A 17,535-nucleotide genomic window follows, 5' to 3' on the forward strand; every position below is an offset into this window, starting at 1 on the left:
ACTCGAAAGTATTCACACGCAGCAGTGACCGGAGTAGACGGATGAGATGGATCAAGCGGTTGAGCACAGCAGTTATCGTGGCCCTGGTTATCAGCGCGGCGCTGGGCCTGCATTACATTCTGCCAAAACACAGCGTTGTGCATGTCACCGGCGTCGAGGTCAAACGGGTGGATGATGAAGGCGTGATCAACGCTGAAAATCCCGCCGAGGGTCCCACACGGGATATGTATTTCATCAATACCGCCAACCCTGATAACCAGAAAGTGCGGGTCTATCGCAACGAAGATACCGGCTGGGGCTTTCCCTGGTACTTCAAGTTTGACTCCGCCGACGTGCAGGCCCGCGCCCAGGATTACTCACGAAACAACAATCAGCTGGCGTTGATCCGTTATTACGGCTGGCGCATCCAGATGTTGTCGATGTTTCCGAACATTACCTACATTGAAGCCACCACCAGCCGGGACGAGCCGCTGCCGATTTTCAACATACTGTTCTTTCTGGTGTTAGGAGGCCTGGTGCTGGCGGTGGTCATGGGGGTACGTCGGCGTTCGCAGCGGCGTCTCGACCGCCCGCTTTGAACAGGATCAGTCCTCAAGCGGCCTGATTACGCGGCACGGATTGCCGGCGGCGAATACGCCCGCCGGTATGTCGCGGATCACCACGCTGCCCGCACCAATCACCGTACCGGCACCAATGGTGACGCCCGGACAGATGATAGCGCCACCACCAATCCAGACGTCATGACCAATGCTGACGGGCTTGCCCAACTCAAGTCCGGTACGCCGTTGGGCGGCGCTCATCGGATGCGTTGCGGCATAGACCTGCACGCCGGGCCCAAACAGTACGTTCGAGCCTATCGCGACGTGCGCCACATCCAGAATCACGCAATTGAAGTTGAAAAAGACCTTGTCCCCGAGGGAGATATTGTCGCCGTAATCACATAGGAAAGGCGGCTCGATCGTCACCTCGCTACCGCAGTCAGGCACAAGTTCGCGGAGTAGCCGATCACGCTCGGCCTGCTGATTATCACTGGTAGCGTTGAATGCTTTAGTAAGCAGCCGCGCCCGGTTACGCGCGGCGACCAGCTCCGGCGACAGCGGATCATACAGCTCGCCACGCAGCATCCTGTCTCGTTCGGCAACCGGGTTATTGCTCAAGGACGGCCTCGCAAGCTGCCGGCACAGTACGACTGGGGCTGGATTCGCGCGCCACTCGCGGGGTTGGCTGGATGTTATCGCAGCCTTCGCCTGGCGGCGGTGCAGACTGATCGACGCATTCCGCTGAATTTTCAGGGCAACGCAGACGCACATGCAGATGCTCGTCATGCGCGGGCCATGGGCGGATCCTGCGCAGCCAACTGCGATCCTCCCAGCTGCGTTCGCACAGATCCTGTTTGACGGCGGCATCAACAAAGATACGCGCCACCCGGTCATCCATCGCGGCAAGGTGAATCAGTTGGGCGTGACGATCGGTCCAGCGCTCAGGATCCATCCGTCCGGTCTCGGGATCCACCAGAATCGGCTGATCCAGCTTTTCGCGCCGACTGCGTTCCAGTGCCGGCAAGTCGAGGCGGAACCATATGTCCACATCCAGGCCGCTTTGATGACTGACATGCCCATAGGACATGGGACCGCCACGCGGCTGCGCCATGTCGCCCACCAGTATCGGGCCGAAACCTGCCTCCTCTACCCGCTGGCCGAGCACCTGAATGTAATCGAGCAGCGAAGGATGCCCATAGTGGCGACGCCGCTCCAGATCGACCGCCTGATAGCCTGTGCCTTCTTCGGGCAGCTGCTGCGCCCCGATCAGGCAGGCTCCGCCGTGATGTCCGATGATCCGGGGCTCGCCCTCCACCGGCCCGGCCACGGTCGACCAGTCCTGCTGGGCAGCGGCTTCGGTTGGCCAGGTAATCGCAAGAATACCCACCGTCATCAGGCTGAGCACCAATAGGGCGGTACGAATAGGGGTGAAAAAACTACGCATGAAAGCCGGCCCCTATAACTTATGCTGGCGCGCCAGCCATTCGAGTCCCGGACGATAGAGCATGTCGTGCTCCCCTTCGAAAATGACCAGCTCGGCCGGGCCCGACTGAAGATGTAACACCACCTTGGCATTGGCCTCGTCGAACCTGGGGTAGTCGCCGTCCTGATGAATCGAACGCTCGCGCAGCGCAGCCGGACTGGAGTCTGAATCACTACAACCGGACACCGACAACAGCCCAAACATGAGCGCAATGGGCAAACCGAACCGGGTGACACGCCTGGACTGGATCATCTGAAGTCTCCGATCATGGGCGTTCCCTGCCATGGCCTTGCTTGGCCGCGCTGGTTGGACGGCTATATCTTCTGCGACTCCGGCTATGGATAAATGTTCTGTCGTTGAGGCAGGCGTTTGCGCATAGGTCGGATGGCTCTGCTGCGGGCAACGTTACCGGCTGCTGGCAGGGGCCCGGTCACCCGGACCCTGTGCCACTGAAACACCGGAGCTAAGCAATCAGGCGTGAATACAACAGATGGTCGCGCCCTGCGGCGCTGGCAGCTCGTCGATCTCGTGGACCAGCCCGGTCGCTATCGCCTCGCCCGGATTAAGGATACGCGGCGCAGCCGTCAGATAACTCAGGGTATCGAGCGAGTCTCCGGTACCTTCAGTCCGCTCGCGAACGATGTCCACATAGAGCTGAAGGTCATAATCCATGCTCATGGCATATTCCGCCATGCGCGAATGGTCGATTGAACCATGCAATGTCCAGTGAAAGGGATGAAACAGGAACTTGCTGTGCTTACAGGCGGTGCGGCGCTCGCCCGTCAGATAGAGGATATTCCCCATGGATTCGACCGTACCCAGGTTGTGGGTGTGCACGGGAATCGGTAACGATATCAGGAAGTTATACAACGAAAAGCCGTAACTGCATTCGCCACCCATGGTAGCAATCTTGATGATCAGCTCGGATGCTTCGTTATTGACCGCGTCCGAGCACTTCCTTATGAGCTGCCCGGTGGTCGATGAATTGATGGGGCCGGTGAAGTGAACGACATATGACGTCATGGCGATCCTCGGTTCTGGTGATTTTTCTCAGCTTAGTTCACCTTGCCGTAACCTTTCATAACATCTGCCATGTTGTCGTATTGCTGGTCTGGCATCTGCTTCAGATCATCCAGCACGTCCTGCTCGGCGCCGTTCTGCTCAGCATGGCGGATCAGCTGATCCCTGTTGGCAGGAAAATCGATACCTTTCAGATAAGTGCTTACGTTTGTTGGGGACTGGCCCCCTGCGCCCTGGGTCATGATTGCCTCCATTATCGACCGATAAAGAAGTAGGCGGGAGCCTGCGCCCCCGCCTGACCGCATCAGCTGTTGCGGCCGCCGCTATGGCTGTTCTGGCCACCTCTGCGTCCGGCTTCGGATGCTTTTTCGCGGTCATTGGCGAAGTTGCCGCCACTGTTCTGACCCCCTTTGCTGCCCGCTTCGGAGGCGCGCTCGGGGTCGTTGGCGAAGTTACCGCTACTGTTCTGACCGCCCTTGCTGCCCGCTTCAGAAGCGCGTTGCGGATCGTTGGCGAAATTGCCGCCGCTGTTCTGGCCGCCCTTGCTACCAATGTTCTGATAGAATTCCTTGTCGTGGGTTTGTGAGGTTTTCTGGCCGCCCTTCTGACCGGCCTGGCTTGTGCTCATATTGTCTTTACTGGACATACAGCTCTCCTCTAGACAAGTGCAATATCACTTAAGTATCAAAGAGATACGGTATCAGCTCGACTGATTTGCCGAGCCTTGTACCGCCCTCACTAGGTACGAAAGGAAGCCTTCTGGAAAGTTCACGACCACTCGGCAGACTGGATGATTTTGCGGTGCGGACGACCGAACAACAGCATCTCAGCTGTGAAAGCGGTAGCAGTTGCGTCCGGCGTGTTTCGCCTGATACATCGCGCTATCGGCGCGCTGCAGCACGTCCTCAGCGGATTGTGCATTCTCGTCCAGAATGGCTACGCCGAGGCTGGCGCCAATACTGACCTCTATCCCGGGTTCGATCCCGATAGGCTGATTGACCCGCTCGAGGAAACGATCAAGGACCCGCTCGATATCCTCTCGCCGGGCAGTGCCTTCAAGCAGCACCACAAACTCGTCTCCGCCGAGCCGGCAGACATAGTCTGCCTGACGTACCAGCTCGGTCAGCAGTGACGCGACATGGTGCAGAACCTTGTCCCCAACCGCGTGCCCATAGGTATCGTTGGCCTGCTTGAATCGGTCGAGATCGAGCATGACCAGAGCACATTTATAGCCCGGATCGCTTTCGACGATGCGCATGGACTGATCGAGCCGCATCATCAGGCCACGGCGGTTGCCGATACCAGTGAGCAGATCGGTGACTGCCATGTGCTCAGCGGCGTGAGCGGCCAGCTGCCGCTCAGTCACATCATTAGCCACACCCTGCAAACGGCCTTCTTCGAAGCTGTTAAGGAGAATACTGACCCAGCGGGGATACTCACCGCTCTCCAATTTCAGTTCCATGCGACACGGCCGGCCCCGGTTCACCAATAACATCAATTCGTCTTCAACCTGCTCCCTCGCTTCACCTGCAAGATCGGCAAAGTGGATGGGCTGCTGATTGAGATCCAGCTCAGGCCGAATGTTGAACAGGCGCCTGAAGGCCGGGTTTGCAGAGAGCATGCGGCCTTCATTATTCAGCTCGAAAATGCCTGTTTCGACGTTTTCGAAGATAGCGCGGAAGCGTTTTTCATCGACTTCACGCTGCAGCCGCATGCTGCGCTCATCATGAATGGATCTGACCAGACGTTCGATCATGCCGTTAACGCTGCCGACCAGGTGGCCCAGTTCGTCGTCCTGGTTGCCGGGCGGGGTCCGGAGCTGCTCGCCGCTCTCCGGCGCCAGCGCTCTCAGTCTGCGCGAAACACTGGTGATGGGCTTGATGATCATCCGCAGAATCACCCACACGACAACCGCGCCGATTGCTATCAGCTGCAGCGACAGCACAACGCCGGTAAACAATGAAGCGCGCATGACCGAGCGGCTGATTTCCGTATCATTCGGCGTCAGCTCAACGCTGCAAACCTGCTCCTCTGGCACAAAGGGAGACATGATTGCCCGCTCTATGGATGAACGGTGGCCGGTGCCCGCCGTTCCCTGTGCCGCGAGAACGTTGCTGCCCTGCACCACAGTGACTGATCCAACGATGCGGTTACTCAACAGGCCGTTCGCCACTTCCGCAGCCAGCTCCTTGTCATCCAGAAAGCAGGCAATTTGCACCGTCCGCTCAACGGTAGTGAGCAGTTCTTCGAGACGCTCGTACTGGCGGTCGCGCTCGCGGCTTTCGCTTACCAGTATTGCGCCGGTCAGCGAGGCAATCCCCAGCACGGCTACAGCCAGTAACGTAAACCCCGCGCTACGCAGGGCAAGGCGTTTGCGGAACAGCCTCGCCAGTCTGGTCACGGAGCCTGGTTCTCGGGGAGACGCAAGATGACCCGTACATCATCGGGCACCGCTGTATGGTCGAGAAATCCGAGCGCACCCGGGTTGCGACGTACGTACTGCAGCATTTCTTCGTGGCCTTGCATCTGAACAGGTGGGGAAGCCTGCCCGGAAAAGATCAGGCGGGCCCAATAGGAATTGATTTCGGCCAGATCCTTGTTGACCAGAGCGCGATAGAACCGCTCTTTAAGCGGCGAAACGTCGACCGGCAAAGCGGCATCACCCGACGGCAACCGGCGGTAGCGCCCCATATAGATGTTGATCAGCTCATTCTGACTCACTGTTCGCAACGGGCTATCCGCGCTGACAACCACGGCGATATCGGCACGAGCCAGTCCGCTTAGCGCCAGGCAGCATATGAACGCGAGGGGAAGATTCTTCATATCAGCTCCTAGAAGATGAAGTCCAGGTTGATACTGAAGATCGTCGCATTGCCGTCCCAATCAGGTTTCATGTTGCGCGCCAGGAGCCCGCCTTGATCCACGTTCAGGTAATCCAGCTGCGTCTTGAGCGCCAGATTGTTTGCCAGATCGTATCGGGCGCCCACCGAAAATGTTTGTTGAGTCAATCCGCCTTCCCCGTCTATATCGACACCGATATCACGATATGCAAAACCGTCAGTGCGCGAACCGGACAGCACGGCATAGGGGGTTATGGAGCTGATCCGGTAACCCACAGATATGAAGGCTGCGTCGACATCGGTTTCGTCGCCGGGCCGGTCGAGGTGACTCAGCATCGCCTGAACCTGAAGCGGACCGCGATCATAGGCAACACCCAGAGAGGTTATGTAGATATTGGCCGGCGCCAGCATGGCGCGGATGTACTCTGGAAAGGCCGGATCGCAGCCAGGAATAAAGGCACAGGACTGCTCGAACTGCTCAATGCCCTGCATATACTCATCGGTGCCCTCCAGTCTGTGCTCAGTCCTCGTCATGCCCAGGCGTACCCGCCAGCGGTCCCAGTCATAATTGACATGACCGCCCAGTACCTTGCTGCCGCTGGCATCGAATACGGCTCCGTCACCAAAGGCGGAGGGTACCTTTTCATCTGCCACGCCGGCGTAGAGCTTGCTCCATAACAACCCCTGGCCTACCGGCCGGATCAAGGTGACATCGCCGCCATCGATGTATGCCAGATGCCGGTTGCCGTAGTAGTCCACCGGTGGCCGCGTCCATAGATAGGAGTAACCGACATCCCGGGAATCGGCCAGCATGTAGGTATCCAGGCCGATACGTCCCAGTCGCAACTGGACCGCCGGATCGGGCGAATAGCGCAGGAAGGCCCAGGACAGCTCTGGCTCGTATCGCCCTTGGTAGTTGTAGCGACTCAAGCCCTGAACCACAGCGGTGAGCCGGTCGTTCACCCGCCAGTCAAGTTGCAATCCGAGCCGGGTATCGACATGCGAGCTCCAGGTGCCGGCAGGGCCGTCAGGCTGGGTAATATCGCGTATATATCCGGCGCCGCTGCTGCTGTTGTGTGTCAGGCCGAGGGTGCCGAATCCCCGCAGCGTCACACTTCCATCAAACACGTCAGCGGCTGATATGCCGCCGGACGCCACCAGAGCCAGGGCGGCCAGCAAATACCTGGAGAACATCTGAATTACTCTCATGTCATGAACGTTCAGGAGTCAGGCGCCCCCTTAAGGGGCGGTTGTGGGCTTCTCTATGTATCAAAAAGGGATACAAACCGAGCTGGCCAGAATGAACAGGCCACACCTTTGAGGTTGGCACTGCGAGGTGTATTTCGATTCATACGCGCCCCGACCAAGCGGAATCATTATGCCACTACGAGGACGGATGGCGCGATAGCTGTCATCCTTGTATCGGCCTTGAGACAAATATTCTTGATACCGTTGGTCGCCTGCCGCAAGCCGACCGCCGCCGCATTCGCTCTGTCAGGCAAGGCGTGTGGGTCAGCTATTGCCAATCAGCTATTTCAGAAAGCCTTTTAGCGACGAATTGGAATTAGCTTTTCCTTTAAAAACAGGAACTTCAATCAAAGCGGGGGTCGAATTCTGCAAGAACGATCGATAACCGAGCGTTCGTGTATGTCCCTGACAATTCAAGTGAGGAGATTGACACATGACTACCAACAAGAACCCAGGCAACTTTGCAAACGATCGAGAGAAAGCGTCGGAAGCAGGGAAAAAAGGCGGCCACAACAGCGGTGGCAATTTTGCGAATGATCGCGAGAAGGCTTCAGAAGCTGGCAAGAAAGGCGGTCAGAACAGCCATGGTGGCGGCCGCAGCTAACGCAACCATAAACGGAGGCCTCGGCCTCCGTTTTTCAAGCCTGAGTGTATTCCCCTTCCTGTTTTCCTCCCGGACCTCGTTCTGCAGACTCGAATAAGAATGTCTCGATCTTGCGACAGTTCTTAAGCAGGCTAGGCTCATCATGCTAAATGCACGGCCGCCCCGGCATGATCGTGCAAAATGCAATGTCAGTGCTTCGGCGCATACTTGCTATGCCCTTGAAAACAATACAAAAACCCCTTCTCCAAAGTTGGTATGCGGATTGCTATAGATACGGGCGCATAACATTAACAATCCGACCAAAGGAGTTTCGAAAATGGAATATCGCCCGGCTTCGCTTGTCTCACCAGCAATTGCTCTTGTGCTTGGAGCCGCGTTGATGGTTATTTTTCAGAACTATGCCAGCCAGACTGAAGCAGCGGCCCCGAGCTACCACGGCGGTGATGTCAGCGGCTTTGAATGGCAGACCCAGACGTCGGTGGAAGCAGCCACACCCGCATTGCGCATGACCGACAACCCATTGGTACAGACTGCGCCCCGCCAACAACGGTGGGTTTTCTAGATCGGCAGTCGGTGGCAAGTGACCACCAGGATAGGAAGTCACGTTCGCAGCACTCGTAAGGAGGTTAGAAAAATGAAAATCATCTCGGTAATCCTCACGTACAACCGGAAAGACCTTCTTAGCCAGTGCCTTGAGGCCGTCAGCCGCCAGTCCCGGCCCTGTGACGAAATCATCGTTGTCGACAATGCGAGCACCGACGACACCGAGCAAATGCTCCGCCAACAGTCCCTGCGCAACCTGACCGTCCACCGACTCTCCGAGAACATTGGCGCTTCGGGAGGCTTCAACGCCGGGTTTCGTCTCGCCTACCAGAGCGGCGCCGATCAGGTATGGATGATGGATGATGACGTCATTCCCGCTGACGATGCCCTTGAAAAGCTGCTCAACGCGGATGAATTGCTGGCTGAAAAGGCCATTGAACCCGCCTTTCTGCTGTCCACCGCCTACACCGAGCACGGTCTGGTCACCAACGCCCCGAGTATCGATCAGCGACCCAACCGCATCGCCTATGAGAACTGGCCTTTGACGCTTGAGCACGGCATTGCGCCTGTGCGCCGGGCCACCTTTGTTTCCATCCTGGTTCCACGACGCACGCTGGCCACCTACGGTCTGCCGATCGCGTCGATGTTCATCTGGGGCGAAGATACCGAATACACCCTGCGGGTTACCGAGGATGCTCCCGGGTTCGTTGTTGGAAACAGCAAGGTGGTACACCTGCGGCAGGAAAACGGGGCAATCGATATCATGGCCGAGCGCAACCCCAACCGGGTCAAATACCACCGTCACTATGTGCGCAACGAAGTGTTCGTGGCGCGCAAATACTACCGTCCCCGCCGGGTGGTGGTGTCGGTCCTTCATCAGTGCAAGATCGCGATGAAACTCTTCGGCCGCGGCGACTTCAATAAAGCCGGCATCGTGCTCAGGGGCTTGCTTGAAAGCGGACCCTTCAATCCCTCCACCGAATCGGTGGATGCGCCAATCGCCAATCTGGGCGTTACCGTCGATAGTTACACCCCCGGTAGAAGCAGCATTGCCGGCTGGGAGCCACCGGAGCACGTGACCCTGGTTGATCTCTGCGACTATCATTTTTCCCGGCAGACCATGGGGTCAGTCAATCTCAGCTGATCTGCCAGACCGCACCGCCGGTCATCACTCTGTCATATCGCATTCCTAGACTCCCCGCCTGAGGGATGACGGCATAGTGCCGCTATCCCGACTGCGTTCATCGGCGGCCAGAGGACAGGATGACGATCAAGCGAAAAACGATGATGCTGGTATGCCTAGGGATGATTGGCATCTGCCTGCTATACGCGTGCGGGCTGTATATCAAACACCGCGAGCAGGGCTTTCAGCGCCTCGAACAGCACCTCAACAGAACAGCCTTCAATATGGCCAGCCTGGAAGCCGATCTCGCGGCTTTCGCCAGGGACCCTTCCACCACTCTTGCCGAGCGGATTGAACAATCCCTGGATGAGTTCGAGGCCGGCTGGCCCGCTCTGCAAAACCTTCAGTACGATGTGGGACTGATCGAAGCGGGCGCGGAAATAGACCGTTTGATCGAGTCTCAGGCGGCAATCAGTCGGCACTTCAGTAGCATGCGCGGCCACTGGGAGCGGATCGGCTTTCAGCCAGGGCAAGGCCTGCTTGGCCAACTGGACCACGTTGCCGGACAGATCACCGTGGTCACGGAGGAGGAATTCGATGGGGAACTGATCAGCAAAAGCGAGTTGTTGACCGCCCCCGTGTTGCGCTTTCGTCTCGATGGAGACCTGGCCCAGTCGTCACGCTTCCTGAAAACCCACAGGCAGATCGAGCGCTACCTGACACGGCACTTCGAGGCTGACGATCCGGCCAACCTGCCGCTGCTGCACGCGCTGTTCGATCAGTACAAAGACCACTTCATGAGTCTGGTGCTGGTTACCGAGCAACTCGGAATCGATGACTCCAAAGGTGTGCGGGCCGCACTGAATACATCCCTCGACCTGTTTCGCGAAGAGGTCGATCTGCTTCTCCAGGCCAACCAGCTCGCGGTGCAGCAGCGTGAAGCCCGTTTTCAGATGCTGGAGCTGGGCTTGACCGCAGCGATAATCCTGGCTTTTCTCGCGGTAGCCTGGGCCCTGATGCGCGGCATCATGCGTCCCATCGAAGCGCTGAACCGCACGCTGCAACACGTACGTGACACCCGGGATATGTCCGCTCGCTTCAGGCAAACCGGGAAGGATGAGATCAATCAGGTCGGGTGTGTATTCAATGACATGCTGGAAAGCTTTCAGCAGCTCAATCTGCAGATCCGTCAAAGCAGTGAGCTGGTCGCCAGTGCCTCCGCTCAACTGTCGGTCAACAGCCGCGAAGCGGCCGGCTCGCTAAACCAGCAACAAGCGCACGTCGAGCAATTCGCCAGCGCCATCGACGAAATGGAATACTCGATGCAGGATGTCAGCCGAAACTGCAGCCACGGCGAGCGCATCGCCGCCGCGGCGCACCAGCAGGTTGAACAGGGCGCCCGCCTGGTCGAGACCAATATCGCCTCCCTGCATGTGCTGGCCAGCACTGCTCGTGATACCTCAGCCGCGGTACAGCAGCTCGAGCAGGACAGCGCGCGCATCACCACCATCCTCGACGTACTCGGCGCGATTGCCGAACAGACCAATCTGCTTGCACTGAACGCCTCCATCGAGGCAGCCCGCGCTGGCGAAAACGGCCGTGGCTTTGCGGTGGTCGCCGATGAGGTTCGCAACCTCGCCCTGCGCTCGCAACAGTCGGCCCGAGAGATCGCCGGCCAGGTGAGTGATCTGCAACTCACCGCTCGGCAGGCCGCGTCGATGATGACCAGGAGTCTGGAGGAAAGCGAAACCGCAGTGATTCACGCTGGCGGTATCCTCGATGCGTTTCAGGCGATTACCGCCGGCATGCATGAGCTGAGCGGTAAGACAGGCGAGATAGCCACGGCAATCGAGCAGCAAACCACCGCAGTCGCAGACATCAATCTGCGCATTGGCAGTTTCAGTCAGCTCCTGGGAACCAATGCCGAGCAGGTGACCCAGAACGCCAGTGCCAGCGAGTCGATAACCGGGCAAGCCCAGGTCATGGAGCAGGCGCTGGCCCGGTTCGGGCAACCCGCCTGAAGGGTCGCATCCGAACAATGAGTTGAAGAATGAACGTATGCGGACTAGGCTCTACATGCATGAACGTCTGAGCAGAAAGGTCGAGAACGGGAGCCAATAATGACCACAACCGCAAGCCTGCAACCCACCGCCGCTCTGGCCGACAGTGCCGATGCGGGCCGGGTGGCACTGACATTCTTCTTCAACCTCACCGCGAAGTGGTGCTGTTCGGCTGAACAGCAACGCATCCTGCTCGGCGATATCGGCCGTACCACCTATCACAAGTACAAGAAACTGCCTGCAGTGCGCCTGCCCCGCGACACCATGGAACGCGTGTCGTATCTAATGGGCATCCACAAGGCGCTGCGGATTCTGTTCAGCAACCAGGAGCAGGCGGTCTATGACTGGGTGCGCAAGCCCAACAGCGCTGCGCCTTTCAACGGACGCAGCGCGCTGGACTACATGCTGGCCGGTCGGGTAATCGATCTGGCCGATGTGCGACGTTATCTTGATCACGCTCGCGGCTGAAGCCCGCCATGGTTGAGCAAATGCCCGTCATCCGGCCAGACCGGAAGATTTGGCGTAACGCCTATCGGATCATTAATAGCGCCTTCCCACCGCTGTCCGTGTTCGAGGATGTACTGGACCCCGCCGATCTGGAAACGGCCTATGCCATTGAAGCCATGACCAATGATCGCCTGCGCGAGGAGGCCGGGGAGCTATGGCGAGTACCCCAGGCGGAGCGTGTGAGCGGACCCGGCTCAACACCGGTGATGGCCGCCTTCACTCACATCGGCATGCCTACCCGCTTCAGCGACGGCACCTATGGGGTTTACTACTGCGCCAGCAGTCTCCAGGCGGCCATCGCCGAAACCAGCTACCACCGCGCCGAATTCCTCGCAGCCACCCGGGAAGACAGCCTGGAGCTGACCATGCGGGTCTATATCAATCGCATTGTCAAACCGTTACACGATATACGCGCCGGGTTCGACGCGTTGCATGATCCGGATACCCGCACCTATCCGCAGGCACAGGCCTTCGGGCGCGAGGTACGCGCAGGCGGCAGCTGGGGTCTGCTGTATCGCAGCGTCCGTGCACCCGGTCATGAGTGCGCCGCGATATTCCGTCCCAGGGCAGCCAGCCTGCCGCTACAGGGTCCGCATTTGCGCTACGTCTGGGATGGCAAGGCGCAGGCCTTTACCCATGTGCTGGAGATCAGCGAGCTATGAAACCGCACGACGTGAACTCAACAGTTCACGAACCGAGCTGGCAGATCTTTCTCATATTCTTGCGCCTGGGCCTGACGTCTTTCGGTGGCCCGGTGGCGCATCTGGGCTATTTCCGTGAAGAGTTCGTTATCCGACGTCGCTGGCTCAGCGAGAAGCGTTACGCCGACCTGGTTGCGCTGTGTCAGTTTCTGCCGGGGCCGGCCAGCAGCCAGGTAGGCATGGCGCTGGGCCTGACGCGCGGCGGGTATCCCGGCGTGTTCGCAGCCTGGTGCGGTTTCACATTGCCTTCCGCGCTGCTTCTGATTGCCTTTGCGCTGGGGCTCAGTGAGTGGGGTGAGGCTCTGCCTGACGGCCTGCTGGACGGGCTGAAGATAGCCGCCGTAGCAGTGGTCGCGCAGGCAGTCTGGAGCATGGGAGGTAACCTGTGTCCGGATGCGCAACGGGTCAGTATCATGGTCGTCGCGGCCTGCCTGGTGCTGCTAGTGAACACCCCTCTCAGCCAGGTAGGCGTGATCATCACGGCGGCAATTATCGGCACGCTGCTGTTCAAGCCGGCAATGGATGCGCCGCACGAGGCCTTACCGTTCACGTTGAGCCGGCGCGCAGGTGCTTTCTGGCTCGCGCTTTTTGCGCTGCTTTTGCTCGGGCTGCCTGTGCTTGCAGGCGTGTTTGAATCGCAAGGCCTGGCTCTTGTGGATGCCTTCTATCGCAGCGGATCGCTGGTTTTTGGCGGCGGCCATGTTGTCCTGCCCCTGCTGCAGGCTGAGGTCGTGCCGACCGGCTGGGTCGACCGTGAGACCTTTCTCGCCGGGTATGGCGCTGCGCAGGCCGTTCCTGGCCCCCTGTTTACATTTGCCGGCTTTCTCGGCGCCGCGATGAACCCTGCGCCCAGCGGCTGGGCGGGCGGCATGATCGCCCTGCTCGCGATCTTTCTGCCGTCTTTCCTGTTAATCGCTGGTGCGCTGCCATTCTGGGAAGCGCTGCGCAGCCAACCGCGCATACAGTCCGCGCTGATGGGCATAAACGCCGCCGTCGTCGGGTTGTTACTGGCGGCGCTGTACGATCCGGTATGGACCAGCGCTATCCACGGACCGGCGGATTTTGCGCTGGCACTGCTGGCGCTGACGGCGCTAAGCAGCTGGAAACTACCCGCATGGCTGGTCGTCCTCGGCTGCGGCGGGATCGGCATAATGCTCTGACCGCTTCGCCTTGGCCGAACCCGCCCTGCGCGCTCATCGGCCCGATCTGTTACTGATCGGGTTTAGCCCGTACAATGCGCGGTCCGCTTTTCCGGTGCTCCCCTCTGTACGCCGGCCGGCACCGACTCTTCTCTCTTCCCGCAGGGCTTCATCTTGATTTCTACCGCGAATATCACCATGCAATTCGGGGCAAAACCCCTTTTCGAGAACGTTTCCGTCAAATTCACCGGTGGCAATCGCTACGGTCTGATTGGCGCCAACGGCAGCGGCAAGTCGACGTTCATGAAAATTCTCGGCGGGGAGCTCGAACCTTCTGGCGGCCAGGTTATGCTCGAGCCAAACGTGCGCCTGGGCAAGCTGCGTCAGGATCAGTTCGCCTATGAAGAGTTCAGCGTGCTCAATACGGTGATCATGGGGCATGAAGAGCTGTGGAAAGTGCACGCCGAGCGGGACCGCATCTATTCACTCCCGGAAATGAGCGAAGAGGACGGCATGAAGGTCGCCGAACTGGAGACGGAGTTTGCCGAGATGGATGGCTACACCGCCGAGTCCCGCGCTGGCGAGCTGCTGCTCGGTCTGGGCATCCCGCTGGATCAGCATAACGGCCCGATGAGCGAGATCGCGCCCGGCTGGAAGCTCCGCGTCCTGCTGGCGCAGGCGCTGTTTTCCGACCCGGAAGTCCTGTTGCTCGACGAGCCGACCAACCACCTGGATATCAATACCATCCGCTGGCTGGAAGGCGTGCTGACCTCGCGCAACAGCACCATGATCATTATCTCCCACGACCGCCACTTCCTGAACAGTGTATGCACGCATATGGCTGATCTGGATTTCTGCGAGCTGCGCCTGTTCCCGGGCAACTACGATGAATACATGACTGCCGCGACGCAGGCCCGTGAGCGTCTGCTATCGGACAACGCCAAGAAGAAGGCGCAGATCGCTGAACTGCAGACCTTTGTCAGCCGCTTCTCCGCCAACGCCTCAAAGGCCAAGCAGGCCACCAGCCGCGCCAAGCAGATCGACAAGATCCAGCTGGACGAGGTCAAGCCGTCCAGCCGCGTCAGCCCGTTCATCCGCTTCGAGCAGCACAAGAAGCTGCACCGTCAGGCAGTCATTCTGGATCGGGTCAGCCAGGGTTACGACGGCGTGCCCCTGTTCAAGAACCTCAGCCTGCAGATCGAGGCCGGTGAGCGGGTTGCCATCATCGGACCCAACGGTATCGGTAAAACCACCCTGTTGCGCACCCTGGTGGGCGAAGCGCCGCCGATGGCCGGCACCGTGAAGTGGGCAGAAAGCGCTGACGTCGGTTACTTCGCGCAGGAACACGGCGATGACTTCAAGGACGACTACAACCTGTTCGACTGGATGTCCCAGTGGACCCAGGGCGGCGAACAACTGGTCCGCGGCACGCTCGGTCGAATGCTGTTCTCCAATGACGATATTGCCAAGTCGGTGAAGGTTATCTCCGGCGGTGAGCAGGGCCGCATGCTGTTCGGCAAGTTGATTCTGCAAAAGGCCAACGTGATGGTCATGGACGAGCCGACCAACCACCTGGACATGGAATCCATCGAAGCGCTCAACCTGGCGCTGGATAACTACCCCGGCACATTGATCTTCGTCAGCCACGACCGCGAATTCGTCTCCAGTCTGGCTACCCGCATTATCGAGCTGTCCGCCGACGGCGTGACCGACTTCAGCGGCACCTACGAGGATTACCTGCGCGAAATCGGCGTCGCCTCCTGACCCTCAGTTGAACAACGGGCGCAGCCACTCTCCCAGCGCGCGCCCGTCCAGTACCAACCAGTCAAACCAGAACAGTTGATGAAGCAGGACGATCAACCAGAACATCAGCTGATAGGACAGCTTGCGCGTCTTGTGGCGTAACAACTGCTGCGCCATCAGCGCACCGGGCCAGCCGCCCACGCCTTCCGACAGATGTAGCCACTTTTCCGGAATCCTCTGGCGCGACGCGATGGCGCTGCGCTTGTCTGATCGGTACATCAGATAGCTGATCAGACTTGCGGCGGCATACACCACCAATGGCCAGAACACGCCGCCCGAAGCCAGGTGCAGCGCCCCCGTCAGCGGCAGCGCGCATAACACTCCGAACACCACTGTCTTCAACAACCTGTGCTGCATGCCCGGGTTGCCCTGCCTCCGTCGCCCGGCGCTCGCCACCTGCGCTCTCGCGCCCGGCTTGCGCTGTCTCTCTGCTGTACGGGCCATTCCTTCCTCTTGTTCTGGTCAGCGAATTCGCGCTGATTTTGCGTTACCCTGCGAGGCATTAACAGTACACCGCCCGGCAGGACGCCAGGCTGGCACCTTCGAATGAATCGAAGGTCAATATCATTCAGACAAGCGAGATGACGGGGGAGACATGAGTAACAGTCAGCGCGAACAGGGACAGATCGAGCGGCAACTCGTCGCATCACTCACCCGTGCCTGCGAGACCGCAAAAAGCGAAATAATCGGCTTCCAGTGGCTTACCCACGAAGCCGAGCGTCATGCGTTTCCAGCCAGCCTGCAGATCATCTGGGTGTTCGACACGCGCGAGAACCTCACCCGGGCGCTCGAGACAGGTCTGGGCAAACGCATGTACCAACTTAGCGCAGAGGCGCTGAAAGAGGCCGGGGTCGCACTCGACACCGTCGAAGCCCACGTCCGCTTTGATACAGAAGAAGAATGCGCCCGCGTGCATGGCGGTGACTGGCAGTCGCGGCTGGCATCGCTGCGATCCGCCAGCCGCTGAGCCGTTGCGAGAGGAACTTAAGCCGGCAATGCATTTCAGATATGAGCCTCAAGCCACCTGAACAAGGCCAATTATCATGAGCGAATCAGTACTCACAACCGAACAATTGCTAGCCCAGCCCGAAGACGATTACATGAACGAGGGCCAGCTGGCGTTCTTCCAGAAGCTGCTGCAGGAGCAGCGTGCCGAGTTGCAGGTGCGAATCGACGCCGAGTTCCAGGCGCTACGCGAGTACGAACCCGGCAGCGACATTGCTGACACCGGCAGTGCCGAAGAACAGCGTCAGTGGCAGCTGCGCCTGCTGGAACGAGAGAAAAAGCTGCTCGACAAGATTGACCAGGCCCTCGACCGTATTGCCGACGGCAGTTACGGCTGGTGTGCCGAGACCGGCGAGCCTATCGGCCTGAAACGACTGCTTCTCCGCCCCACCGCTACGCTTTCCATCGAAGCGAAGGAGCGCGAAGAGGAAATGGAAAGGCATCTGCGCGAGGCCTGAACCCTGAACGTGTCAACTTCGCCGGACCCAGCCCGGCGAAGAGGCTCTGCTCATTCCACAATCTGGCGCGACGTCTCCAGATATTCCGATCCCTTCGTTTTCACTGTCTCGGCGTCTGACTGCTCGGACGCCACATGGACTTCTTCCAGCGTTTCCGCCAGCTCGGCCAGTTCACTTTGAATCTTCCCTAGCGCGTTTTCCAGCGTATAGGTCAACTCGTGCACCTGATGCAATTCGGCGGCGGTCAGCTCGTCCTTTTCAACCAGGGCGGACAGTTTCTCGTTGTATTCGGAGAAGTTGCTCACCGCCTGCGGCAGGGTCTCGGCTGCCTCCCCCTTGAAGTGGTCGGGGCGCTCGGTTGCCATAAGGGATGAACTGGCTGAGGCAATCAAAACGGCTATCAACAATCGACGTGCGTTCATGTTTGAGTCCTTGGCGGTTAGTTACGAACTGACGATAGCA

22 protein-coding genes and 1 pseudogene are annotated in these 17,535 nt (G+C 59.0%); 12 read left to right on the top strand and 11 right to left on the bottom strand.

From position 1 onward, the window contains the following. Window positions 1-41: 41 nt before the first annotated feature. The gene (locus HG264_RS12735; RefSeq protein ID WP_169408025.1) at window positions 42-578 is read left to right on the top strand and encodes a DUF1523 family protein; all 537 of its coding nucleotides are present in this window, start codon (window positions 42-44) and stop codon (window positions 576-578) included. 6 nt (window positions 579-584) lie between these two features. Here HG264_RS12735 and HG264_RS12740 read toward each other — a convergent pair whose 3' ends face one another. From HG264_RS12740 to HG264_RS12780, 9 genes are all read right to left on the bottom strand, one after another. Next, a complete protein-coding gene (locus HG264_RS12740; RefSeq protein ID WP_306085220.1) occupies window positions 585-1,157 on the bottom strand; it encodes a sugar O-acetyltransferase in 573 nt (190 codons plus the stop codon). Then, complete coding sequence (mepA, locus tag HG264_RS12745) at window positions 1,147-1,983, bottom strand: penicillin-insensitive murein endopeptidase (protein ID WP_169408026.1); 837 nt, start codon at window positions 1,981-1,983, stop codon at window positions 1,147-1,149. The genes HG264_RS12740 and mepA overlap by 11 nt, the downstream gene beginning before the upstream one ends. 12 nt (window positions 1,984-1,995) lie before the next feature. After that, window positions 1,996-2,274, bottom strand: coding sequence for a hypothetical protein (locus HG264_RS18445; protein ID WP_178102814.1), 279 nt, complete (start codon window positions 2,272-2,274; stop codon window positions 1,996-1,998). Window positions 2,275-2,493: 219 nt separating this feature from the next. After that, window positions 2,494-3,045 carry an ATP-dependent Clp protease proteolytic subunit gene (locus HG264_RS12755; RefSeq protein ID WP_169408027.1) on the bottom strand — a complete coding sequence of 184 codons (552 nt, stop codon included), beginning with the start codon at window positions 3,043-3,045 and terminating at the stop codon, window positions 2,494-2,496. A 32-nt stretch (window positions 3,046-3,077) separates the two neighbouring features. After that, on the bottom strand, window positions 3,078-3,284 hold the full coding sequence (locus HG264_RS12760; RefSeq protein ID WP_169408028.1) for a DUF2795 domain-containing protein: 207 nt from the start codon (window positions 3,282-3,284) through the stop codon (window positions 3,078-3,080). A 62-nt stretch (window positions 3,285-3,346) separates the two neighbouring features. Continuing rightward, a complete protein-coding gene (locus tag HG264_RS12765; protein WP_169408029.1) occupies window positions 3,347-3,688 on the bottom strand; it encodes a general stress protein in 342 nt (113 codons plus the stop codon). 180 nt (window positions 3,689-3,868) lie between these two features. Further along, a complete protein-coding gene (locus tag HG264_RS12770; protein WP_169408030.1) occupies window positions 3,869-5,443 on the bottom strand; it encodes a sensor domain-containing diguanylate cyclase in 1,575 nt (524 codons plus the stop codon). Then, window positions 5,440-5,865 carry a hypothetical protein gene (locus HG264_RS12775; RefSeq protein WP_178102815.1) on the bottom strand — a complete coding sequence of 142 codons (426 nt, stop codon included), beginning with the start codon at window positions 5,863-5,865 and terminating at the stop codon, window positions 5,440-5,442. The genes HG264_RS12770 and HG264_RS12775 overlap by 4 nt, the downstream gene beginning before the upstream one ends. Before the next feature lie 8 nt (window positions 5,866-5,873). Continuing rightward, window positions 5,874-7,091 (bottom strand): porin, encoded by a 1,218-nt coding sequence (locus tag HG264_RS12780; RefSeq protein ID WP_169408031.1) that lies wholly within the window; start codon window positions 7,089-7,091, stop codon window positions 5,874-5,876. A gap of 472 nt (window positions 7,092-7,563) precedes the next feature. On the opposite strand from HG264_RS12780, the gene HG264_RS12785 reads away from it, so the two are divergent. The 9 genes and pseudogenes from HG264_RS12785 to HG264_RS12820 all read left to right on the top strand — a co-directional run bounded on the left by HG264_RS12785 (window position 7,564) and on the right by HG264_RS12820 (window position 15,571). Then, window positions 7,564-7,734, top strand: a complete 171-nt coding sequence (locus HG264_RS12785; protein ID WP_150299861.1) for a general stress protein — start codon at window positions 7,564-7,566, stop codon at window positions 7,732-7,734. 316 nt (window positions 7,735-8,050) lie between these two features. After that, the gene (locus HG264_RS12790) at window positions 8,051-8,296 is read left to right on the top strand and encodes a hypothetical protein (protein ID WP_169408032.1); all 246 of its coding nucleotides are present in this window, start codon (window positions 8,051-8,053) and stop codon (window positions 8,294-8,296) included. Window positions 8,297-8,368: 72 nt separating this feature from the next. Next, a complete protein-coding gene (locus HG264_RS12795) occupies window positions 8,369-9,421 on the top strand; it encodes a glycosyltransferase family 2 protein (RefSeq protein WP_169408033.1) in 1,053 nt (350 codons plus the stop codon). Between the two features lie 995 nt (window positions 9,422-10,416). Continuing rightward, window positions 10,417-10,557 (top strand): annotated as a pseudogene (locus tag HG264_RS18845) (HAMP domain-containing protein); the annotation flags it as partial. Beyond that, window positions 10,552-11,421 carry a methyl-accepting chemotaxis protein gene (locus HG264_RS18850; RefSeq protein ID WP_372240241.1) on the top strand — a complete coding sequence of 290 codons (870 nt, stop codon included), beginning with the start codon at window positions 10,552-10,554 and terminating at the stop codon, window positions 11,419-11,421. The pseudogene HG264_RS18845 and the gene HG264_RS18850, both read left to right, overlap by 6 nt. A gap of 99 nt (window positions 11,422-11,520) precedes the next feature. After that, window positions 11,521-11,928 carry an MbcA/ParS/Xre antitoxin family protein gene (locus tag HG264_RS12805; protein ID WP_169408035.1) on the top strand — a complete coding sequence of 136 codons (408 nt, stop codon included), beginning with the start codon at window positions 11,521-11,523 and terminating at the stop codon, window positions 11,926-11,928. Between the two features lie 20 nt (window positions 11,929-11,948). Beyond that, window positions 11,949-12,629, top strand: coding sequence for an RES family NAD+ phosphorylase (locus tag HG264_RS12810; protein WP_169409129.1), 681 nt, complete (start codon window positions 11,949-11,951; stop codon window positions 12,627-12,629). Beyond that, the gene (chrA, locus tag HG264_RS12815; protein ID WP_169408036.1) at window positions 12,626-13,828 is read left to right on the top strand and encodes a chromate efflux transporter; all 1,203 of its coding nucleotides are present in this window, start codon (window positions 12,626-12,628) and stop codon (window positions 13,826-13,828) included. Before HG264_RS12810 ends, chrA begins: the two co-directional genes overlap by 4 nt. A 153-nt stretch (window positions 13,829-13,981) precedes the next feature. Beyond that, a complete protein-coding gene (locus HG264_RS12820) occupies window positions 13,982-15,571 on the top strand; it encodes an ABC-F family ATPase (RefSeq protein ID WP_169408037.1) in 1,590 nt (529 codons plus the stop codon). A gap of 3 nt (window positions 15,572-15,574) precedes the next feature. On the opposite strand, the gene HG264_RS12825 is transcribed toward HG264_RS12820, so the two are convergent. Then, window positions 15,575-15,967, bottom strand: a complete 393-nt coding sequence (locus HG264_RS12825; RefSeq protein ID WP_169409130.1) for a DUF1294 domain-containing protein — start codon at window positions 15,965-15,967, stop codon at window positions 15,575-15,577. A gap of 238 nt (window positions 15,968-16,205) precedes the next feature. Here HG264_RS12825 and HG264_RS12830 point away from each other — a divergent pair, with 238 nt between their 5' ends. Together HG264_RS12830 and dksA are read left to right on the top strand one after the other, a co-directional pair. Beyond that, window positions 16,206-16,577, top strand: a complete 372-nt coding sequence (locus HG264_RS12830) for a hypothetical protein (protein ID WP_169408038.1) — start codon at window positions 16,206-16,208, stop codon at window positions 16,575-16,577. A 76-nt stretch (window positions 16,578-16,653) separates the two neighbouring features. Next, entirely contained in the window at window positions 16,654-17,073 is a 420-nt protein-coding gene (dksA, locus tag HG264_RS12835; RefSeq protein WP_169408039.1) for an RNA polymerase-binding protein DksA, read from the top strand. Window positions 17,074-17,123: 50 nt separating this feature from the next. Here dksA and HG264_RS12840 read toward each other — a convergent pair whose 3' ends face one another. After that, window positions 17,124-17,495, bottom strand: a complete 372-nt coding sequence (locus HG264_RS12840) for a DUF6746 family protein (protein WP_169408040.1) — start codon at window positions 17,493-17,495, stop codon at window positions 17,124-17,126. Window positions 17,496-17,535: the final 40 nt, after the last annotated feature.

Origin of the sequence: Pseudomonas sp. gcc21, assembly GCF_012844345.1 — a bacterium.
Taxonomy (GTDB): Bacteria; Pseudomonadota; Gammaproteobacteria; order Pseudomonadales; family Pseudomonadaceae; genus Halopseudomonas.

Bases quoted from the DNA above. Each gene is read 5' to 3' on its own strand.
- HG264_RS12765 (WP_169408029.1), bottom strand. From the start codon at position 3,688: ATGTCCAGTAAAGACAATATGAGCACAAGCCAGGCCGGTCAGAAGGGC.
- HG264_RS18445 (WP_178102814.1), bottom strand. From the start codon at position 2,274: ATGATCCAGTCCAGGCGTGTCACCCGGTTCGGTTTGCCCATTGCGCTC.
- HG264_RS12785 (WP_150299861.1), top strand. From the start codon at position 7,564: ATGACTACCAACAAGAACCCAGGCAACTTTGCAAACGATCGAGAGAAA.
- HG264_RS18850 (WP_372240241.1), top strand. From the start codon at position 10,552: ATGCTGGAAAGCTTTCAGCAGCTCAATCTGCAGATCCGTCAAAGCAGT.
- HG264_RS12735 (WP_169408025.1), top strand. From the start codon at position 42: ATGAGATGGATCAAGCGGTTGAGCACAGCAGTTATCGTGGCCCTGGTT.
- HG264_RS12825 (WP_169409130.1), bottom strand. From the start codon at position 15,967: ATGCAGCACAGGTTGTTGAAGACAGTGGTGTTCGGAGTGTTATGCGCG.
- HG264_RS12795 (WP_169408033.1), top strand. From the start codon at position 8,369: ATGAAAATCATCTCGGTAATCCTCACGTACAACCGGAAAGACCTTCTT.
- HG264_RS12775 (WP_178102815.1), bottom strand. From the start codon at position 5,865: ATGAAGAATCTTCCCCTCGCGTTCATATGCTGCCTGGCGCTAAGCGGA.
- HG264_RS12810 (WP_169409129.1), top strand. From the start codon at position 11,949: ATGCCCGTCATCCGGCCAGACCGGAAGATTTGGCGTAACGCCTATCGG.
- HG264_RS12755 (WP_169408027.1), bottom strand. From the start codon at position 3,045: ATGACGTCATATGTCGTTCACTTCACCGGCCCCATCAATTCATCGACC.
- HG264_RS12830 (WP_169408038.1), top strand. From the start codon at position 16,206: ATGAGTAACAGTCAGCGCGAACAGGGACAGATCGAGCGGCAACTCGTC.
- HG264_RS12840 (WP_169408040.1), bottom strand. From the start codon at position 17,495: ATGAACGCACGTCGATTGTTGATAGCCGTTTTGATTGCCTCAGCCAGT.
- HG264_RS12780 (WP_169408031.1), bottom strand. From the start codon at position 7,091: ATGAGAGTAATTCAGATGTTCTCCAGGTATTTGCTGGCCGCCCTGGCT.
- dksA (WP_169408039.1), top strand. From the start codon at position 16,654: ATGAGCGAATCAGTACTCACAACCGAACAATTGCTAGCCCAGCCCGAA.
- HG264_RS12805 (WP_169408035.1), top strand. From the start codon at position 11,521: ATGACCACAACCGCAAGCCTGCAACCCACCGCCGCTCTGGCCGACAGT.
- mepA (WP_169408026.1), bottom strand. From the start codon at position 1,983: ATGCGTAGTTTTTTCACCCCTATTCGTACCGCCCTATTGGTGCTCAGC.
- HG264_RS12760 (WP_169408028.1), bottom strand. From the start codon at position 3,284: ATGACCCAGGGCGCAGGGGGCCAGTCCCCAACAAACGTAAGCACTTAT.
- chrA (WP_169408036.1), top strand. From the start codon at position 12,626: ATGAAACCGCACGACGTGAACTCAACAGTTCACGAACCGAGCTGGCAG.
- HG264_RS12790 (WP_169408032.1), top strand. From the start codon at position 8,051: ATGGAATATCGCCCGGCTTCGCTTGTCTCACCAGCAATTGCTCTTGTG.